The organism is Salipiger marinus (genome assembly GCF_900100085.1).
Classification (GTDB): Bacteria; Pseudomonadota; Alphaproteobacteria; order Rhodobacterales; family Rhodobacteraceae; genus Salipiger; species Salipiger marinus.
On the sequence record NZ_FNEJ01000005.1, the window covers coordinates 251770 to 269110 of the forward strand.

Here is a 17341-nt window from a genome sequence, read left to right on the forward strand (position 1 = left end):
ATCATGACCCGTTCCCTGTCCCGCCGTGCCTTTCTGGGCTCCTCCGCCGGGCTTGTCATCGGCCTGACCCTGCCGCTGGCTGCGCGCGCGCAGTCGGGTGCTGCCGCTGCGCTGCAGTCGGGCGCCACCGGCAGCGCGGGTTTTGCGCCCAATGCCTTTATCCGGGTCGCCCCTGACGACACCGTGACCGTGCTCATCAAGCATATCGAATTCGGGCAGGGGCCGTTCACCGGCCTTGCCACACTGGTCGCCGAAGAGATGGATGCCGACTGGAGCCAGATGCGGGCCGAACATGCCCCCGCCAATGACGAGCTTTACAAGAACCTTGCCTTCGGGATGCAGGGCACCGGCGGCTCCACCGCCATGGCCAATTCCTACATGCAGATGCGCAAGGCGGGGGCCGCGGCGCGCGCGCTGCTGGTCGCCGCCGCCGCCGAAGACTGGGGCGTGCCCGAGGCCGAGATCACCGTCTCCAAAGGCCGGATCAGCCATGGCGCGCATTCTTCGGGGTTCGGGGCGCTGGCGGAGCGGGCGGCGGGGCTGACCCCGCCCGAGGATCCGCCCGTCAAATCCGCGGACCAGTTCACCCTGATCGGCACCGACCTGCCGAAGCTTGACACCGCCGCCAAATCCAATGGCACGGCGCAGTTCACCATGGATGTCTACCGCGAAGGGATGCAGACCGTGGTGGTGGCCCATCCGCGCAAATTCGGCGCCACGGTCGCGGGGTTTGATGACAGCGCGGCGGTGCAGGTGCCCGGCGTTGTGGCGGTGCGGCAGATCCCGCAGGGGGTTGCGGTCTATGCCACCTCTACCCATGCGGCGCTGAAGGGGCGCGCGGCGCTGTCCGTCGACTGGGACGAAAGCGGCGCCGAAACCCGCTCCACCGAGCAGATGTTCGAAGAGTTCTCCCAAGCCGCTGCCGAAGGCGGGCAGGAGGCGGAACTGGCCGGGCGCGGCGCCTCCGGCATCGACGGCGCGGCGCGGGTGATCGAGGCGGAGTTCCGCTTTCCCTATCTTGCCCATGCGCCGATGGAGCCGCTTGATGGCGTGATCGAGCTGCGCGAGGACGGGGCTGAGGTCTGGATGGGCTCGCAGTTTCCCGCGCTCGACAAGCCGACGCTGGTGCAGGGGCTGGGTGTTGCGCCCGAGACCCTGCAGCTGAACGTGATGCTGGCAGGCGGCAGCTTCGGGCGGCGCGCGCAGGACACCGCGCATTTTGCCGCCGAACTGGCCGAGGTGGCGAAGGCTGCGGGCGGCCCCGGCGCCTTCAAGCTGGTCTGGACGCGGGAGGATGACCTGCAGGGCGGCTATTACCGCCCGCTGACCGTGCACCGGATGCGCGCGGGTCTGGACGCGGAGGGCGCGCTCACCGGCTGGGACAATGTCGTGGTCAACCAGTCGATCATGGCGGGCGGCCCCATGGCGCAGATGATGCAGGACGGGCTTGATCCCACCGCCTATGAAGGCTCCACCCGGATGCCCTATGCGCTCTCTGATCTGCGCGTGGGCTGGGCGGCACAGGAAAGCCCGGTGCCGGTGCTGTGGTGGCGCTCGGTCGGGCATACCCATACCGGCTATGCCACCGAGGTGTTCCTTGACATGGTGCTGGAGGCGCAGGGCAAGGATCCGGTGCAGGGGCGGCTTGACCTGCTGCGCGCCGATGCGGGCCGCGATCGCGCCGTGCTGGAAAAGGTGGCGCAGATGGCAGGCTGGGATGGCACCAAGCTGCGCGATGGCCGGGCCTATGGCGTGGCGCTGCATGAAAGCTTCAACACCTATGTGGCGCAGATTGCCGAGGTGTCGGACGAGGGCGGGATGCCCCGCGTGCACCGGGTCTGGTGCGCGGTGGATTGCGGCGTGGCGGTGAACCCCGATGTGATCCGCGCGCAGATGGAGGGCGGGATCGGCTTCGGTCTGGGCTCGGTCCTTTATGACGAGATCACGCTGGCGGAAGGCGGCGCCGTGGAGCAGGCCAATTTCGACACCTATCGCATGCTGCGCATCCACGAGATGCCGGAGGTGATGGTGGAAATCCTGAAATCCGATGCCGACCCGACCGGGGTGGGCGAGCCGGGCGTGCCGCCGATCGGGCCCGCCGTCACCAATGCGTGGCGCGCGCTGACCGGGCGCAACGTCACCCGTCTTCCCTTTGCCAGAGCGCTGGAGGCCTGAGCCATGACCAAGACCTTCCTGCTGGCGGCGCTGATCTGCGCCGCCCCCGCCCTTGGCCTTGCCGAGACCGTGAACGGGCTGCGCACCGTCGACGAGTTCGACAGCATCGACAGCGAAAGCGACCGCTCGGTCGCGCTGTTTCAGGAGATGCTGGTGGTCATCGAACATCCGCGCTGCCTGAACTGCCACCCGGTCGACAACTCGCCGCGTCAGGGCATGGACATGCAGATGCACCAGCCGCCGGTGGTGCGGGGTGATGCCGATTTTGGCGCGCCGGGGATGCGCTGCATCACCTGCCACAGCGACGAGAACGTGACCTACAGCACCGGCGAAGGGTCGATCCCCGGCCATAGCCCGTGGCAGCTTGCCCCCATCAGCATGGGGTGGATCGGCAAGAGCGCCGCCGAGATCTGCGCGCAGCTCAAGGATCCGGAGCGCAATGGCGGCAAGACGCTGGCCGATCTGCACGAGCACAATGCCGAAGATGGTCTGGTGGGCTGGGGCTGGCACCCGGGCGAAGGGCGCGAGCCCGCGCCGGGCAGTCAGGAGATCTTTGGCCAGCTGACGCAGGCCTGGATCGACACCGGCGCGGCCTGTCCCCAAAGCTGACCGGTGGCGGCGGCGGGCTGCTGCGCGGCGGGTGACCCACCGCCGCGCTTGACAGCGCGCGCAGAATGCCGGAACCGTTGTGTAACTATATGGTTACATCACGGGAGGCAGATCCATGTCCAGCATTACCCTGCGCGTCATCGCATCCGACACGGCGGAGGCGCTGATTGCCAGAGCCCTGCGCCATGCCGCCGACAGCGGCTGGCAGGTGGCGGCGGCAGTGGTCGATCCGTCGGGCCAGCTGATCGCGTTTCGCCGGATGGACCGGGCCATCACTCCGGCGGGGGATTTCGCCTGTGACAAGGCATGGACGGCGGCGACGCTGGGCAAATCCTCGCGCGTCTGGGGCGCGCGGGTGCTGGCCAGCGACACGCTGCGCGCGGGCCATGGCAACCGGCCCCGGCTGATGACATGGGGCGGCGGGGTCGCGGTGTTCGAGGATGGCATCTGCATCGGCGGGCTCGGGGTCTCCGGCGCGCAGGAGGACGAAGACATCCTCTGTGCCGAAACCGCGATCCGCGCGCAGGGGCTGACGCCGGGCTGATCCGGCTCAGGGGGTGATGCAGACCAGCCGCAGCACCGTGTCGATGTTGAACTGCAGGCGCTCGTCCAGCGCCTCCGGCGCGGTCAGATCACGCTCGAAGACGATGGAGCCGGTAAAGCGGTTGGTCAGGTAGTAGTACCCGATGGCCGCAATGGTGATGTTGAGCTGCACGGGGTCGATGCCGGGCCGGAACACGCCTTCGGCCACGCCCCGATCCAGAAGCCCGCCGACCATGGTGACGAACTTGCGGCTCACCACCTCGATCACCTTGGAATGTTTCAGATGGCGCGCCTTGTGCAGGTTGGCGCTGTTGACCAGCGTGATGAATTCCGGGTTCTTCAGGTAATACTGCCATGTGAAGCGCACCAGCTTTTCCAGCGCCTCGCGCGGGGGCAGATGGTCCAGTTCCAGCTTCTGTTCGGCGGTCCGGATGTCCACATAGGCCTCTTCCAGCACCGCCTGAAACAGATCGTCCTTGTTGCCGAAATAGTGGTAGATCATCCGCTTGTTCGCCTTGGCGCGGTCGGCGATCTCGTCCACGCGCGCCCCGGCAAGGCCATTCTTCGCGAACTCCACTTTCGCGGCGGACAGGATCCGGCCCTTTGTCGCTTCCGCGTCGCGCTGCTTGGGGGCTTCCTTGGCGGCCATTCTTTTCCTCGGTTGGACAGACATGTTGCCCGCAGTGATAGCCGGGTTTTGGGCACAAGGTCAAAGGCTGGTTACTTGCGGCGTGGAGCGGGCCTGTCCCGCAACCCGCAAAAAGACTTGACGAACTCGAAATCAATGAAGTAACCAGATGGTGCATTAGCGGTCCGGAGCACCGGCCAGCCCTGCAGGAGACAGGGTCGGCCCGGCAGCAGGATCAGAGCCGTCCGCTGGCGTGACGGCAGCTTTCTAGGGAGGAGCACATGAGTTTCATCAAGGACTATATCGCGCGTGAAACCCTCAACCGGCGGAACTTCCTGTTCGCGTCGGCGGCGGGGCTGGGTGGCGTGGCGGCGGGCGGTCTGTTCGGCCCCGGCATGGCCCGGGCGGCGCTGACCGATCCCACCATCGCATGGGGTTACCGCAACCGCACCAACCCCTACTGGAACGAGATCGTCTCCGGCGGGGAAAGCTTCGTGCAGAGCCTTGGCCTGCCGCGGGACGCGCTGACCCATCTCATCAACGAGGGGTCTTCGGAAAAAAGCCTGTCGGACGTGAAGGCGCTGCTGGCCAAGACGGGCGGCAATCTGGCGCTGGCCATCGATGCCAATGACGCGCCGAACTGCCGCCCCGTGGTCGAGGCGGTGGCGGAGGCCGGGGCCTATGTGGCGACGATCTGGAACAAGACCGACGACCTGCATCCGTGGGATTTTGGCGACAACTATGTCAGCCACATGAGCTGGTCCGATGTGAAACCCGCCGAGGACACCGCGCGCATCCTGCTGGATGCGATGGGGGGCAAGGGCGGCGTCGTGCATCTGGGCGGCATCGCCTCCAACAGCCCCGCGATCCAGCGGCGGCAGGGGCTGGAGAACGCGCTGAAGGATTACCCGGATGTGGAGCTTCTGGCGGCGGAGCCCGCCGACTGGGACACGCAGAAGGCCAATCAGGTCATGTCCGCCTTCCTGACCCGCTTCGGGGACGAGATCACGGGCGTGCACTGCGCCAATGACACCATCGCTTATGGCGTGCTCGAGGCGCTGCGGGCCGAGGGCATCGAGGACATGCCCATCGTGTCCTATGACGGTAACCCGCAGGCGGTGCAGCTGGTGGCCGAAAAGAAGATCCTCGCCACGGTCTTCACCAATCCCTACTGGGGCGGCGGCATCTCGGCGGCGCTGGCCTATTACGCCGCCACCGGGGCCTTCAAGCCTTCGGAGGAGCCGAACGAGCATCGCGAGTTCTACGGCCCGACCATCCTTGTCACCCCGGAGGACGCGCTGGAGTTCAAGGCGACCTATCTCGACTCCGCGCCCGACTATGACTGGACCGATTACTGGGGGCCCAGCAACGGGCCGATCCGCTACTGACGGACAGATCTGCCCCGGCCGACGGTTCTGTCGGCCGGGGCCACCGCCCCCACCGCCCCCTCAGATCACTGACATTGCCCGGAGGATCCCGTGACCGGCTTCCCGAACCGTGAGGTCCTGCTTAGGTGGGCCCCGCTGATCGTCCTTCTTATCCTGATGCTGTTCTTCACCGCGCTGGAGCCCCGCTTCTTCTCGGTCCGGAACTTTGCCCGCATCGCGATTTCCGCAGCCCCCGCGCTGATGGTGGCGGTCGGCGTGACCTTCATCATCCTGATGGGCTCCATCGACCTGTCCATGGAGGGGGCGGTATCGGTCTGTGCTGTGTCCTTCGCCTTCGTCTTCCTGTGGCTCGGCGGTAGCCTTGGCGGCTGGGGCTGGCTGGCGCTGCCGCTGACGCTGGTGGCGGGGGCTGTGCTGGGGCTGGTCAACGGGCTGGTCCATGTCCGGCTCCGGATCCCGTCTTTCATGGCCTCGCTGGCGCTTGGTTTTGTGGGCACGGGGCTTGCCATGCTGATGACCGGCGGCGACCGCATCCGTATCGAGGATCCGGCCTTTCGCGCGCTGCTGACCACCCGCTGGCTCGATTTTCCGGTGATGATCTATGTGGCGGGGCTGTTCCTGCTGCTGGGCTGGTTCATCCAGTCGCGCACCACGCTGGGCCGCAACCTTTACGCCGTGGGCGGCGGCGAGGATCTGGCGCATGGCTCGGGGCTGAATGTCGCCCGGGTGCGGATCATGGGCTTCATGCTGGCGGGGGTGTTCTACGCGGTGGGGGCGCTGATGGCCGTGGCCCGGATCGGGATTGCCGAAACGGCCACCGGCAACGGGTTCATGTTCACCTCCATCACGGCAGTGGTGGTTGGCGGCACCGCGCTCTGGGGGGGGACGGGCGGCGTGTGGAACACGCTGGTCGGGGTGCTGATCGTCAGCGTCATCGGCAACGGCATGGTGGTGATCGGCCTGCCCGGCTACCTGCAGGACGGCATCCTTGGCCTGCTGGTCATCATCGCGGTCGTGCTGTCCACCGACCGCCGCTCCGTCAGCATCGTGAAGTGAAAGGGCGCCCAAGATGTATGAACTGACCAAGGTCGACAAGGTCTTTCCCGGCGTCCACGCGCTGAAGGCGGTGGATTTCCGGATCGAGCGCGGCGAGATCGTGGGGCTTGTCGGCGAAAACGGCGCGGGCAAATCCACGCTGATGAAGGTGATCTACGGCGCCTATCAGGCCGATGGCGGCACCGTCGCCATCGATGGCAAGCCGGTGCGGTTCCAGTCTCCGCGACAGGCGATGGACCACGGCATCGGCATGGTGTTTCAGGAGCAGTCGCTCATCACCAACCTGACGGTGATGGAAAACATCTTTCTGGGCTATGAGCGGCAGTTCGTCCGCTTCGGCGTGATCGACTGGACCGCCATGGCCCGCGCGGCGCGGCAGCAGCTGGCCAAGGTCAAGCTGGACATCGATCCGGCCACGGTGACCGCCAAGCTGTCTTTCGCGCAGCGGCAGCTGGTGGAACTGGCCAAGGTGCTGACGCTGGAAGAGCGGGTGGAGGGGGATCTGGTGATCCTGCTTGACGAGCCGACCAGCGTGCTGTCCCGCACCGAGGTGGAGCTGCTGTTCTCGCTGGTGCGGGAACTGACCTCGCGTGCCTCGTTCATCTTCGTCTCGCACCGCATGGACGAGGTGCTGGAGCTGTCGGACCGCGTCTATGTGATGAAGGATGGCGAGGTGGTGGACATGGTCCCCCGCGCCGAGGCCCGGGTCGATGCCATCCAGCGCAAGATGGTCGGGCGGGACATCGACAAGCAGTATTACCGCGAGCAGAAACAGCAGCCCTATGATCCGGACAGGGTGCTGGTCAGCCTTGACCGCGTCAGCCTGCCGGGCCGCTACAGCGACATTTCCCTTGATCTGCATGCGGGCGAGGTGCTGTGCCTTGTCGGCACCGAAGGCGCGGGACGCGAGGCCATCCTGCGCACCGTGTTCGGGCTGGAAAAACCGGACTCGGGCACGGTGCGGATCAAGGGCCAGGCGCGGCGCGATTTTGGCGCCCGCGCGGCGGTCGAGGCGGGGGTGGGCTATGTCCCGCGCGAGCGCAAGATCGAGGGCATCGTGGGCGGCATGAACGTCTATGAAAACATGACGCTCAGCCAGATGGGGCGCTATTCCACCGCAGGGATCCTGCATCTTGGCAAGGAAAGGGCGCTGGCGCGGGACTGGATCCGGCGGCTTGGCATCAAGACCCCCGATGTCTTCAAGGATTGCGGCGGGCTGTCGGGCGGCAACCAGCAGAAGGTGGTTCTTGCCAAATGGCGCTCTGGCGGGTCGGACATCATCCTGCTCGACCATCCGACGCGCGGGCTCGACATCGGCGCCAAGGAAGATGTCTACGACATGGTGCGCGAGATGTGTGCCGATGGCGCGGGCATCCTGCTGGTGGCCGACACGCTGGAGGAGGCGATCGGCCTTTCGCACACGATCCTCGTTCTGAAGGACGGAGAGGCGCGGCATCTGTTCCGCGGCGCGCCGGGCAGCAAGCCCTCGCTCTTCGACCTCGTGCATCACATGACCTGAGGCAGACAGATGACCCTCCACCAACTCAAACCGCATTTCCCATGGATCACCCTGCTGGCGCTGGTGGCGGTCGTGGGCGTGGCGCATCCGAATTTCCTGCTGCCCGCGAACCTGATCTCCATGGTTGCTGACATCATGCCGCTGTTCATCATGGCGCTGGGGATGACCTTTGCCATCTATATCGGCGGCATCGACCTGTCGTCGCAGTCGGTGGCCAACATGACCACAGTGCTGGCGACCATCGCGCTGCCGGGTCTGGGGCTGGGCGCCGCGCTGGTCTGCATTCTGGCGGGGCTGACGATGGGGGCGGTGTCCGGCTTTGTCACCACCCGGCTGCTGGTGCCCTCGTTTGTCTCCACGCTCGCGGTGGGGGGCATCGCCTATTCGGTGGCGCAGTATCTGTCGGGGCAGCGGGCGCTCTATATGGATGTGACCCTGCGCGACGCCTCCTTCGGCTGGATGATCGGGTCCAGCTTCGGCATCCCGCACGAGATCGTGGTGGGGGCCGCGCTGCTGGCGCTGACATGGTTCCTGCAGAGCCGCACGGTCTTTGGCCGCGCGCTGAAGGCGGTGGGAGCGGGCGAGCCCGCCGCCGCCGCCTCCGGACTGCCGGTGCGCCGGATCAAGGTACTGGCCTTCGCGCTGTCGGGGATGCTGGCCGCCATCGCGGGGCTGCTGTTTTCGGCCAAGCTGTCCGGCGGGTCGCCGACGCTGGCCAATGGTTTCCTGCTGCCCGCCATCGTCGCGGTGCTGGTCGGGGGCACGCCGCTGACCGGCGGGGTGGGCGGCGTGATCAACACCCTGATCGGCACGCTGATCGTAGCGGTGATCCGCTCGTCCATGCTTTATTTCGAGGTGGATGCCACCATGCAGCAGATGGTCTTCGGCATCATCCTGATCGTCGCCATCGCCGCCACCATCGACCGCAGCAAGATGCGGATCGTGAAATGAGGGGCGGGGCATGACCAAGACGATGCAGGCCGCCGTCCTGACCGCGCCGGGCCATTTCACGCTGCAGACCCGCCCGGTTCCCGTTCCCGGCCCCGGCGAGGCGCTGATCCGGGTGACCCGCGTCGGGATCTGCGGCACCGATCTGCACATCTTCCACGGGCGCTATGCTGCGGACAGCCTGCCCATGGTGCCGGGGCACGAACTGGCCGGGCGCATCGCCGCACTGGGGCCGGGCGTCACCGGGCTGGAAGTGGGCGCCAAGGCGGTGGTCGACATGAACATCGGCTGTGGCCATTGCTACTGGTGCCGCCGCAACGAAATCCTCAACTGTCCGCAGATGCGCCAGATCGGCATCACTGCGGACGGCGCCTTTGCCGAATATCTGCTGGTGCCCGCCCGGCTGGTGCTGCCCGCGCCGGAACGCGTGCCCGATGCGGTTCTGGCCCTGACCGAGCCCGTGGCCTGCGTGGTGCGCGCCGCGCGCAAGGCGCAGGTGGGTCTGGGCCAGTCGGCGCTGGTGATCGGCGCGGGCCCGGTGGGCAACCTGCATGTGCAGCTTCTGCGACTGCTGGGCGTGGCGCCGATCCTTGTCAGCGACCTGTCGCCCGACCGGGTGGCCATGGCGGTGGCTGTCGGCGCGGACCGGGGCATCAGCAATCCCGCCCTGCTGCGCGCGGCGGTGCAGGAGGCGACCGAGGGGCGCGGCGCCGATCTGGTGATCGAAAGCGTCGGGCATCCGGCGCTTTATGCCGAGGCGCTGACGCTGATGCGGCGCGGCGGGCATCTTGCGGCCTTCGGGCTGACCGGACCGGACGCGGTGCTGCCGCTGGGTATCCTTGACACCATCCTGCACGAAACCTCGGTCAAGGGGTCGGTGGCGGGCATGGGGCAGGACATGCATGACGCGCTGACCCTGCTCTGCCATGGCCGGTTCGACACCTCCGCCTTCACCCGCGCCGCCTATCCGCTGGAGCAGATCCAGCAGGCCTTTGACAGCAGTCCCGACCGGCCCGCCGATCTGAAGACACAGATCGTGATGGCCTGAGCCGGTCCCAAAGAACGGAGACATCCGATGACCCAAGCCCTGACCCCCCTCTCTCTGCCGCCCGTGCCGCGCGAGTTCGGCTTTTTTGTCGATGGCAAGGTGGTGCCTGCGGGCACGCGGGATCTGTCGGAACGCCGCTCGCCCGCGCATGACGTGCCGGTGACCCGCATTCCGAAATGCACCACAGCGGATCTGGATGCCGCCGTGGCCGCCGCGCGCCGCGCGTTCGAGGACCGGCGCTGGTCGGGGCTGGGCGGGGCCGCGCGCGGGGCGGTGCTGCTGCGCGCCGCCGCGCTGATCCGCGCCCGGGCCGAGGAGATCGCCTATTTCGAGACGCTGGAGAACGGCAAGCCCATTGCACAGGCGCGCGGCGAGGTGATGGGCTGCGCCGACATGTTCGACTATGCCAGCGGGCTGGCGCGCAGCCTGCATGGCGACAGCTTCAACAATCTGGGCGACGGGCTATTCGGCCTTGTCACGCGCGAACCGGTGGGGGTGGTGGGGCTTATCACGCCGTGGAATTTCCCCTTCCTGATCCTGTGCGAACGCGTGCCCTATATCCTTGCCTCCGGCTGCACGCTGGTGGTGAAGCCCTCCGAGGTTACCAGCGCCACCACGCTGCTGCTGGCCGAGATCCTGACCGAGGCAGGGCTGCCGGATGGCTGCATGAACGTGGTCACAGGGTCGGGCAGCAGCATCGGGCAGGCGCTGATCGAGCATATGGATGTGGACATGCTGTCCTTCACCGGATCGACCGCCGTCGGGCGGCGCTGCGTCGAGGCGGCGGGGCGGAGCAATTTCAAGAAGCTGGGGCTGGAGCTGGGCGGCAAGAACCCGCAGATCGTGTTCGCCGACGCCGATCTTGACGATGCGGCAGACGGGGTGGCCTTTGGCATCGCCTTCAATGCCGGGCAGTGCTGCGTGTCCGGGTCGCGGCTGATCGTGGAACGGTCGGTGGCCGAAGCCTTTGCGCAGCGGGTGCAGGCCAAGCTGGCCAGGCTGCGCATCGGCGATCCGCTGGACGAGACGACGCAGGTGGGCGCGATCACCACGGCGGCGCAGCATGACATCATCCTTGGCTATATCCAGAGCGGTCAGGAGGATGGCGCGCGGCTGATCTGTGGCGGCGAGGTGCTGGATACCGGCGAGGGGCGGTTCATCACCCCCGCCGTATTCACCGACGTGACCCGCGACATGGACCTTGCCCGCGACGAGGTTTTTGGCCCGGTGCTGGTCATCCTGCCCTTTGACACGCTCGACGAGGCCATCGAGATCGCCAATGATACCGTCTACGGGCTGGCGGCCAGCGTCTGGAGCAAGAACATCGACACGGCGCTGACCGTCACCCGGCGGGTGCGCGCGGGCCGGTTCTGGGTCAACACCACGCTTGCGGGCGGGCCGGAACTGCCGCTGGGGGGCTTCAGGCAGTCGGGCTGGGGCCGGGAGGCCGGGGTCTACGGGGTTGAAGAATACACGCAGATCAAGTCCGTTCACGTCGAGATCGGGAAACGCACGCATTGGGGGGAGTGAACCTTGCGGGAGGGATATGACTACATCATTGTCGGAGGAGGGGCTGCGGGCTGCGTGCTGGCCACACGGCTGAGCGAGGATCCTTCGGCAAAGGTGCTGCTGCTGGAGGCGGGCGGGCGCGACCGTCATCCGCTGATCCACATGCCGGTGGGCTTCGCCAAGATGACCTCCGGCCCCTATACATGGGGGCTTGTCACCACGCCGCAGATCCATGCCGACAACCGCAGCCTGCCCTATGTGCAGGGGCGGGTGCTGGGGGGTGGCAGTTCGATCAATGCCGAGGTGTTCACGCGCGGCGTGCCCGCCGATTTCGACCGCTGGGCCTTCGAGGAGGGCTGCGAGGGCTGGTCCTTTGCCGAGATCCAGAAATATTTCCTGCGCGCCGAGGGCAATGGCAGCTTTTCCGGCGCGTGGCACGGCACCGATGGGCCGCTTGGCGTGTCCGACCTGCCCACGCCGCAGCCCACCACCCGCGCCTTTGTCCGCGCCTGTCAGGAACTGGGCCTGCCCTACAATCCGGATTTCAACGGCGCGACGCAGGAAGGCGCCGGGATCTATCAGACCACGACCCGGAACGGGCGGCGCTGTTCCACGGCGGTGGGCTATCTGCGGCCCGCGCTGGGGCGGGCGAACCTGACGGTGGAAACCGGCTGCCTCGTGCACCGCGTGGTGATCGAGAAGGGCCGCGCCACCGGGGTGGAGTATGACCGCAAGGGCGCCCGGATCGTGGCGCGCGCGACGCAGGAGGTGATCCTTGCGGCGGGGGCCATCGGATCGCCGAAGCTCATGCTGCTTTCGGGGCTTGGTCCTGCCGCGCATCTGCGCGAGACGGGGGTCGCGGTCGTGCAGGATCTGCCCGGCGTGGGCGAGAACCTGCAGGATCATTTCGGCATCGACATCGTGGCGGAGCTGACCGGGCATGACAGTCTGGACAAATACAACAGGCCGCACTGGATGGTCTGGGCGGGGCTGCAATACCTGCTGTTCGGCAGCGGGCCTGTCACCTCCAACGTGGTGGAGGGGGGCGCCTTCTGGTATGCCGACCGCAGCGCGCCCATGCCCGACCTGCAGTTCCATTTCCTTGCCGGGGCCGGGGCAGAGGCCGGGGTGCCGAGCGTGCCGAAAGGCAGCTCTGGCGTGACGCTGAACAGCTATACGCTGCGGCCCAAGTCGCGGGGCAGCGTGCGGCTGCGGTCGGGGACTGCGGCGGATCAGCCGCTGGTGGATCCGAATTTCCTTGGCGATCCGGACGATCTGCGCGTCTCGGTCGAAGGCGTGAAGATCAGCCGCGAGATCTTTGCCCAGCCCAGCCTCAGCAAGATCCTGCGCGCGGTGCATTTTCCCGATGCCTCGGTGCAGAGCCAGGCCGATTACGAGGCCTATGCGCGGCGGTATGGCCGGACCTCCTATCACCCGACCTGCACCTGCAAGATGGGCAGCGACGAGATGGCGGTGGTCGATCCGCAACTTCGGGTGCGCGGCGTGGCGGGGCTGCGCATCTGCGACAGTTCGGTGATGCCCAGCCTTGTGGGCAGCAACACCAACGCTGCAACCATCATGATCGCGGAAAAAGCGGCGGACATGATCCGCGGCAACCGCTGACCTTCGGCGGCAAAGACCCATGCATTGACAGGGGGGCAGGCCGCGCGCCTGCCCCCCGTTTGCGTGGCGTCAGTCGAATTCCGGCGCATAGGGCACAAGATCGCGGCTGACGACCCGGTGGCCGGTGGCGGTCATCGCGCCGATCCGCGCCATGTCGACCGAGGACAGGGTAAAATCCATCACGTCGAAATTTGCGGCGATGTTTTCGGGTTTGGTGGACATGGTGTTGATGGATACGCCCGTCTGCAGGATCCAGCGCAGCACGACCTGTGCCGCGCTTTTGCCATAAGCCGCGCCGATCTCGGCAAAGATGGCGTGCCTGAACACCTCGCCGCGCGCCACCGAGCAGTAGGAGGCCAGCGGGATCCCCGTGTCCCGCGCGGCCTCCAGCAGGCGGCTCTGGTCCAGCAGCGGGTGGAATTCGACCTGATTGGTCACGATGGGGCAGGACATCCGCTGCCGCGCCTCGCGCATCATCGCGGCGGTGAAATTCGACAGGCCCACATGCCGGGTCAGCCCGCGCGTGCGCGCCTGTTCCAGCAGATCCAGCGACGGCGCAAGATCGCCATCAGGCGCGGGCCAGTGCAGCAGCAGCACGTCCACCGCATCAACCTGCAGATCCCGCAGGCTCTGTTCCACCGAGGGCAGGAACCGGTCCGCGCCAAAATTCGCGATATCCACCTTGGTGGTCAGGCAGAATTCGTCGCGCGCGAGGCCGGTCTGCGCGAGGGCGGCACCGGTCTCGGCCTCGTTGCCATACATCTGTGCGGTGTCAAAGGCGCGGTAGCCGGTCTTTGCAGCCGCGAGAATCGCCTGCCGCAGCGGCTCTGCGCGCAGCGGGTAGGTGCCGAAGCCGCGCTGGTAGGTCTTCTGGAAATAGATGGTCATCTCTGGTCCTCCTTGCCAAATAATGTAACCATACAGTTACTTATATTTAACGCAAGAAAAGACACTTGCAGCCCTGCGGCCTTCGCGCCATAGTCACAAATAACCAGTTAGTTACATGAAGTGCGAAAGAGGGGGGAGGCCAGATGTCCAAGGTCAAGACGGCGGAGGAGGCCGTCCGGCTCGTCAAGGATTCTGACGTTGTGGCGGTCAATTCGTCGAGCGGGCTGTGCTGCCCCGATGCGGTTCTGTCGGCGCTTGGCGCGCGGTTTGCGCGCGAGGGCGCGCCGCGCGATCTGACCACGGTGCACCCCATCGCCGCCGGGGACATGTTCGGCACCAAGGGCGTGGACCATCTGGCGCAGCCCGGCATGATCGCCTGCATCATCGGCGGATCCTACCCATCGGGGCCCAGCAGTGCCGAGCCGCCGCTGATCTGGCAGCGCATCCTTGCCAATGACCTGCGCGCCTACAACCTGCCCTCGGGCGTGATCTTCGACATGCTGCGCGAAGGTGCCGCCCGGCGTCCGGGCGTGCTGACCAAGATCGGCATGCAGACCTTTGTCGACCCGGATCTGGAAGGCGGTGCGATGAACGATGCCGCCCGCGCCGCGCCCATCGTGCAGCGCCGCCATTTCGAGGGCGAGGACTGGCTGTATTTCCGACCCATCGCGCCCGATGTCGCGATCATCCGGGCCAGCACCGCCGACGAGCGCGGCAATCTCAGCTTCGAGCAGGAGGGCGCCTATCTTGGTGCCATGGAACTGGCGCTGGCCGCGCGCAACAGCGGCGGCGTCGTCATCGCGCAGGTGCGCCGCGTCGCGATGAACGGCTCGCTGCGGCCCCACGACGTGCGGGTGCCGGGCATTCTTGTCGATGTGGTGGTCGAGGCCCCGGAACAGCTGCAGACCACGGCCACCCCCTATGATCCGGCGATTTCCGGAGAGCTGATCCGCCCGCTCGACAGCTTCAGCCTGCCGGAATTCGGCGTGGGCAAGGTCATCGCACGCCGCGTCGCGCAGGAGCTGCAGGCGGGATGGGCGGTGAATATCGGCTTCGGGATCTCCGCCAATGTGCCGCGCATTCTGGTCGAGGAGGGCCAGCACGGCGCCGTCACATGGATGATCGAACAGGGCGCGGTGGGCGGGGTGCCGCTGCTGGATTTCAAATTCGGCTGCGCTGCCAATGCCGAGGCCTTTGTCGCCTCCCCGCATCAGTTCGCCTATTTTCAGGCGGGCGGCTTCGATGCTTCGCTGCTGTCGTTTCTGGAAGTCGGGCGTGACGGGTCGGTCAATGTCTCTCGGCTGTCGGCGGTGCCGCACCGGACAGCGGGCGCGGGCGGGTTCGTCGACATTACCTCTCGGGCGAAGCGTATTGTTTTTTCGGGAAATTTCAACGCCGGGGCCAAGATGCGCATCACCGATGGCCGGCTGGTGATCGACCGCGAGGGCCGGATTCCGAAATTTGTCGATGCGGTGGATCAGGTGTCCTTTTCCGGCAGCCGCGCTTCGGATCAGGGCCAGCAGGTGACCTATGTGACCGAACGCTGCGTGATCTGTCTTCGCGGCGGGCGTCTGGTGGTGACAGAGCTTGCGCCGGGGCTGGACCTGCAGCGCGACGTGCTGGATCAGTGCAGCGGCGCGCTGGAGGTGGCGGCGGATCTGCGGCCCATGGATGCGCGGCTGTTCCGCCCCGGCCCGATGGGGCTGTCGCTGACCCCGGCGGGCGCATGAACGGGGCGCTGTCGCTCAGCGTGGCGGACCGGGTGGGCGTGCTGCGGCTGACCCGGGAGGCGCGGCGCAACGCGCTGGATGCCGCGATGGTGGACGAGCTTGCAGCCCTCTGCCGCGAGATCGAACGGCGCGACGATCTGGACGTGCTGCTGCTGACCGGCAGCGGGCGGGCCTTCTGCGCGGGCGGAGATATCGACGCCTGGAGCGGAGAGAGCGCGCAGGATTTCGGGCGGCACTGGATCCGCGACGGGCATAGCGCCTTTGACGCGCTGGCCCGGCTGCGCCAGCCGGTGATCGCGGTGCTGAACGGCCCCGCGCTGGGGGGCGGGCTGGAGCTTGCGGCCTGCGCCGATTACCGCATCGCCGAAGCGCATGTGAAGATCGGGCTGCCGGAAACCGGGCTGGGCATCATTCCGGGCTGGTCCGGCACGCAGCGCTGCACCCGGCGGTTCGGGGCGCAGACCGTGCGGCGCATGGCGCTGTTTGGCGAGGTGTTCACCGCCGAGGAGGCGCAGGCGCTGGGGCTGGTCGATGCCGTCACCGCCACGGGCGGCGGGCTTGCGGCGGGGCAGGCGCTTGCGGCGCGGGTTCTGGCACGCGGCCCGCTTGCGACCGAGCTTGCCAAGATGCTGATCAATGCTGCCGAGGGCGAGGAAAACGCGCGCGTGCTGGAGTCGCTGGCCGGGCGCATCGCCGCCGGGTCCGCAGAGCTTCAGGCCGGGCTGGCCGGGTTTCGCGGCAAACATCCGCCGCGCTTCCGCGGCTGAGATCTGTCACAGGGAGGAAGGCCGATGATCCGGCATATGGTGTTTCTGCGGTTTCGCGACGATGTGACTGAACGCGAAAAAAACGCGCTTTATGAGCGGCTTGAGGGGCTTTCTTCACATCTTGACGGGCTGGTGGCGTTTCAGAGCAGGCGCAATCTGTCGGTCGAGCTGCCCTTGGTGCGGGGCTTTCTGGACATGTTCTGGATCGACTTCGCCGACCGGGCGGCGCGCGATGCCTATCTGGCCGATGCGGAGCATCAGGCCATTGGCGCCGAGATCGTGGCGCGGCTGGACGGCGGCGCGGAGGGGGTGTTTGTCTGCGATCTGGAGATCTGACCGTGACGGAGATGCAGTTTCTGGCGGGGCTGTTCGACGCGGCGGTGGCTGCTGCCGATCCGGTGCAGGCGCTGCGGGCGCATCTGCCCGGGCGTCCGGAGGGGCGCACCGTGGTGATCGGCCTTGGCAAGGGGGCGGCGCAGCTGGCGCAGGCGTTTGAGCAGCTCTGGGACGGCCCGCTCGAGGGCGTGGTGGTCACGCGCTACGGCTATGGCGCGCCTTGTGCCACGCTGCGGGTGATGGAGGCCGCGCATCCGGTGCCCGATGCGGCAGGGATGGCGGCGTCAGAGGCGCTGTTTGACGCGGTGCGGGGCCTGACCGAGCGTGATCTGGTGGTGGCGCTGGTCTGCGGCGGCGGCTCGGCGCTGCTGCCCGCCCCGCCCGAGGGGCTGACGCTGGCGGAGGAACAGGCGCTGAACCGGGCGCTGCTGGCCTCCGGCGCGCCGATCGGGGTGATGAACGCCATCCGCAAACATGCGAGCCGCATCAAGGGCGGCAGGCTGGCGGCTGCCTGCGCGCCTGCCCGCGTGGTCAGCCTGATCGTGTCGGACGTGCCCGGGGATGATCCGGCGCA

General features: G+C 67.2%; 16 protein-coding genes. 14 read left to right on the top strand and 2 right to left on the bottom strand.

Annotated features, from left to right (window positions below; all coding sequences use genetic code 11):
• Window positions 1-3: 3 nt before the first annotated feature.
• The 3 genes from BLR51_RS07735 to BLR51_RS07745 all read left to right on the top strand — a co-directional run bounded on the left by BLR51_RS07735 (window position 4) and on the right by BLR51_RS07745 (window position 3328).
• A complete protein-coding gene (locus BLR51_RS07735) occupies window positions 4-2175 on the top strand; it encodes a xanthine dehydrogenase family protein molybdopterin-binding subunit (RefSeq protein WP_089845693.1) in 2172 nt (723 codons plus the stop codon).
• A gap of 3 nt (window positions 2176-2178) precedes the next feature.
• Window positions 2179-2784, top strand: a complete 606-nt coding sequence (locus tag BLR51_RS07740) for an Isoquinoline 1-oxidoreductase subunit (protein ID WP_089845621.1) — start codon at window positions 2179-2181, stop codon at window positions 2782-2784.
• A gap of 115 nt (window positions 2785-2899) precedes the next feature.
• Window positions 2900-3328 (top strand): GlcG/HbpS family heme-binding protein, encoded by a 429-nt coding sequence (locus BLR51_RS07745; protein ID WP_089845623.1) that lies wholly within the window; start codon window positions 2900-2902, stop codon window positions 3326-3328.
• A gap of 6 nt (window positions 3329-3334) precedes the next feature.
• On the opposite strand, the gene BLR51_RS07750 is transcribed toward BLR51_RS07745, so the two are convergent.
• A complete protein-coding gene (locus BLR51_RS07750; RefSeq protein WP_230795795.1) occupies window positions 3335-3976 on the bottom strand; it encodes a TetR/AcrR family transcriptional regulator in 642 nt (213 codons plus the stop codon).
• Between the two features lie 260 nt (window positions 3977-4236).
• On the opposite strand from BLR51_RS07750, the gene BLR51_RS07755 reads away from it, so the two are divergent.
• The 7 genes from BLR51_RS07755 (at window position 4237) to BLR51_RS07785 (ending at window position 13046) form a co-directional block, all read left to right on the top strand.
• On the top strand, window positions 4237-5343 hold the full coding sequence (locus BLR51_RS07755) for a sugar ABC transporter substrate-binding protein (protein ID WP_089845627.1): 1107 nt from the start codon (window positions 4237-4239) through the stop codon (window positions 5341-5343).
• Between the two features lie 90 nt (window positions 5344-5433).
• Window positions 5434-6399 (top strand): ABC transporter permease, encoded by a 966-nt coding sequence (locus BLR51_RS07760; RefSeq protein ID WP_089845629.1) that lies wholly within the window; start codon window positions 5434-5436, stop codon window positions 6397-6399.
• Window positions 6400-6412: 13 nt separating this feature from the next.
• The gene (locus BLR51_RS07765) at window positions 6413-7918 is read left to right on the top strand and encodes a sugar ABC transporter ATP-binding protein (RefSeq protein WP_089845631.1); all 1506 of its coding nucleotides are present in this window, start codon (window positions 6413-6415) and stop codon (window positions 7916-7918) included.
• Between the two features lie 9 nt (window positions 7919-7927).
• The gene (locus tag BLR51_RS07770) at window positions 7928-8869 is read left to right on the top strand and encodes an ABC transporter permease (RefSeq protein ID WP_089845633.1); all 942 of its coding nucleotides are present in this window, start codon (window positions 7928-7930) and stop codon (window positions 8867-8869) included.
• Between the two features lie 10 nt (window positions 8870-8879).
• On the top strand, window positions 8880-9914 hold the full coding sequence (locus BLR51_RS07775) for a zinc-dependent alcohol dehydrogenase (protein ID WP_207543587.1): 1035 nt from the start codon (window positions 8880-8882) through the stop codon (window positions 9912-9914).
• A 27-nt stretch (window positions 9915-9941) separates the two neighbouring features.
• Window positions 9942-11444 (top strand): aldehyde dehydrogenase family protein, encoded by a 1503-nt coding sequence (locus BLR51_RS07780; protein WP_089845634.1) that lies wholly within the window; start codon window positions 9942-9944, stop codon window positions 11442-11444.
• A gap of 3 nt (window positions 11445-11447) precedes the next feature.
• Entirely contained in the window at window positions 11448-13046 is a 1599-nt protein-coding gene (locus BLR51_RS07785; protein WP_089845636.1) for a GMC family oxidoreductase, read from the top strand.
• A gap of 69 nt (window positions 13047-13115) precedes the next feature.
• Here BLR51_RS07785 and BLR51_RS07790 read toward each other — a convergent pair whose 3' ends face one another.
• Window positions 13116-13934 carry an aldo/keto reductase gene (locus tag BLR51_RS07790; protein ID WP_089845638.1) on the bottom strand — a complete coding sequence of 273 codons (819 nt, stop codon included), beginning with the start codon at window positions 13932-13934 and terminating at the stop codon, window positions 13116-13118.
• 143 nt (window positions 13935-14077) lie between these two features.
• Between BLR51_RS07790 and BLR51_RS07795 the strand changes: the two genes are divergently transcribed.
• The 4 genes from BLR51_RS07795 to BLR51_RS07810 form a co-directional block, all read left to right on the top strand.
• Window positions 14078-15664 (top strand): acyl CoA:acetate/3-ketoacid CoA transferase, encoded by a 1587-nt coding sequence (locus BLR51_RS07795; RefSeq protein ID WP_089845640.1) that lies wholly within the window; start codon window positions 14078-14080, stop codon window positions 15662-15664.
• On the top strand, window positions 15661-16431 hold the full coding sequence (locus tag BLR51_RS07800) for an enoyl-CoA hydratase/isomerase family protein (RefSeq protein WP_089845642.1): 771 nt from the start codon (window positions 15661-15663) through the stop codon (window positions 16429-16431). The genes BLR51_RS07795 and BLR51_RS07800 overlap by 4 nt, the downstream gene beginning before the upstream one ends.
• Before the next feature lie 24 nt (window positions 16432-16455).
• Window positions 16456-16767: a Dabb family protein gene (locus BLR51_RS07805; protein ID WP_089845644.1), complete on the top strand. Its 312-nt coding sequence runs from the start codon at window positions 16456-16458 to the stop codon at window positions 16765-16767.
• 11 nt (window positions 16768-16778) lie between these two features.
• A partial coding sequence (locus tag BLR51_RS07810; RefSeq protein ID WP_131821798.1) for a DUF4147 domain-containing protein occupies window positions 16779-17341 on the top strand: 563 nt, incomplete at its 3' end.

Coding starts and splice junctions, on each gene's coding strand:
- BLR51_RS07735 (WP_089845693.1), top strand. CDS start 4: ATGACCCGTTCCCTGTCCCGCCGTGCCTTTCTGGGCTCCTCCGCCGGG.
- BLR51_RS07740 (WP_089845621.1), top strand. CDS start 2,179: ATGACCAAGACCTTCCTGCTGGCGGCGCTGATCTGCGCCGCCCCCGCC.
- BLR51_RS07745 (WP_089845623.1), top strand. CDS start 2,900: ATGTCCAGCATTACCCTGCGCGTCATCGCATCCGACACGGCGGAGGCG.
- BLR51_RS07750 (WP_230795795.1), bottom strand. CDS start 3,976: ATGGCCGCCAAGGAAGCCCCCAAGCAGCGCGACGCGGAAGCGACAAAG.
- BLR51_RS07755 (WP_089845627.1), top strand. CDS start 4,237: ATGAGTTTCATCAAGGACTATATCGCGCGTGAAACCCTCAACCGGCGG.
- BLR51_RS07765 (WP_089845631.1), top strand. CDS start 6,413: ATGTATGAACTGACCAAGGTCGACAAGGTCTTTCCCGGCGTCCACGCG.
- BLR51_RS07770 (WP_089845633.1), top strand. CDS start 7,928: ATGACCCTCCACCAACTCAAACCGCATTTCCCATGGATCACCCTGCTG.
- BLR51_RS07775 (WP_207543587.1), top strand. CDS start 8,880: ATGACCAAGACGATGCAGGCCGCCGTCCTGACCGCGCCGGGCCATTTC.
- BLR51_RS07780 (WP_089845634.1), top strand. CDS start 9,942: ATGACCCAAGCCCTGACCCCCCTCTCTCTGCCGCCCGTGCCGCGCGAG.
- BLR51_RS07790 (WP_089845638.1), bottom strand. CDS start 13,934: ATGACCATCTATTTCCAGAAGACCTACCAGCGCGGCTTCGGCACCTAC.
- BLR51_RS07795 (WP_089845640.1), top strand. CDS start 14,078: ATGTCCAAGGTCAAGACGGCGGAGGAGGCCGTCCGGCTCGTCAAGGAT.
- BLR51_RS07800 (WP_089845642.1), top strand. CDS start 15,661: ATGAACGGGGCGCTGTCGCTCAGCGTGGCGGACCGGGTGGGCGTGCTG.
- BLR51_RS07805 (WP_089845644.1), top strand. CDS start 16,456: ATGATCCGGCATATGGTGTTTCTGCGGTTTCGCGACGATGTGACTGAA.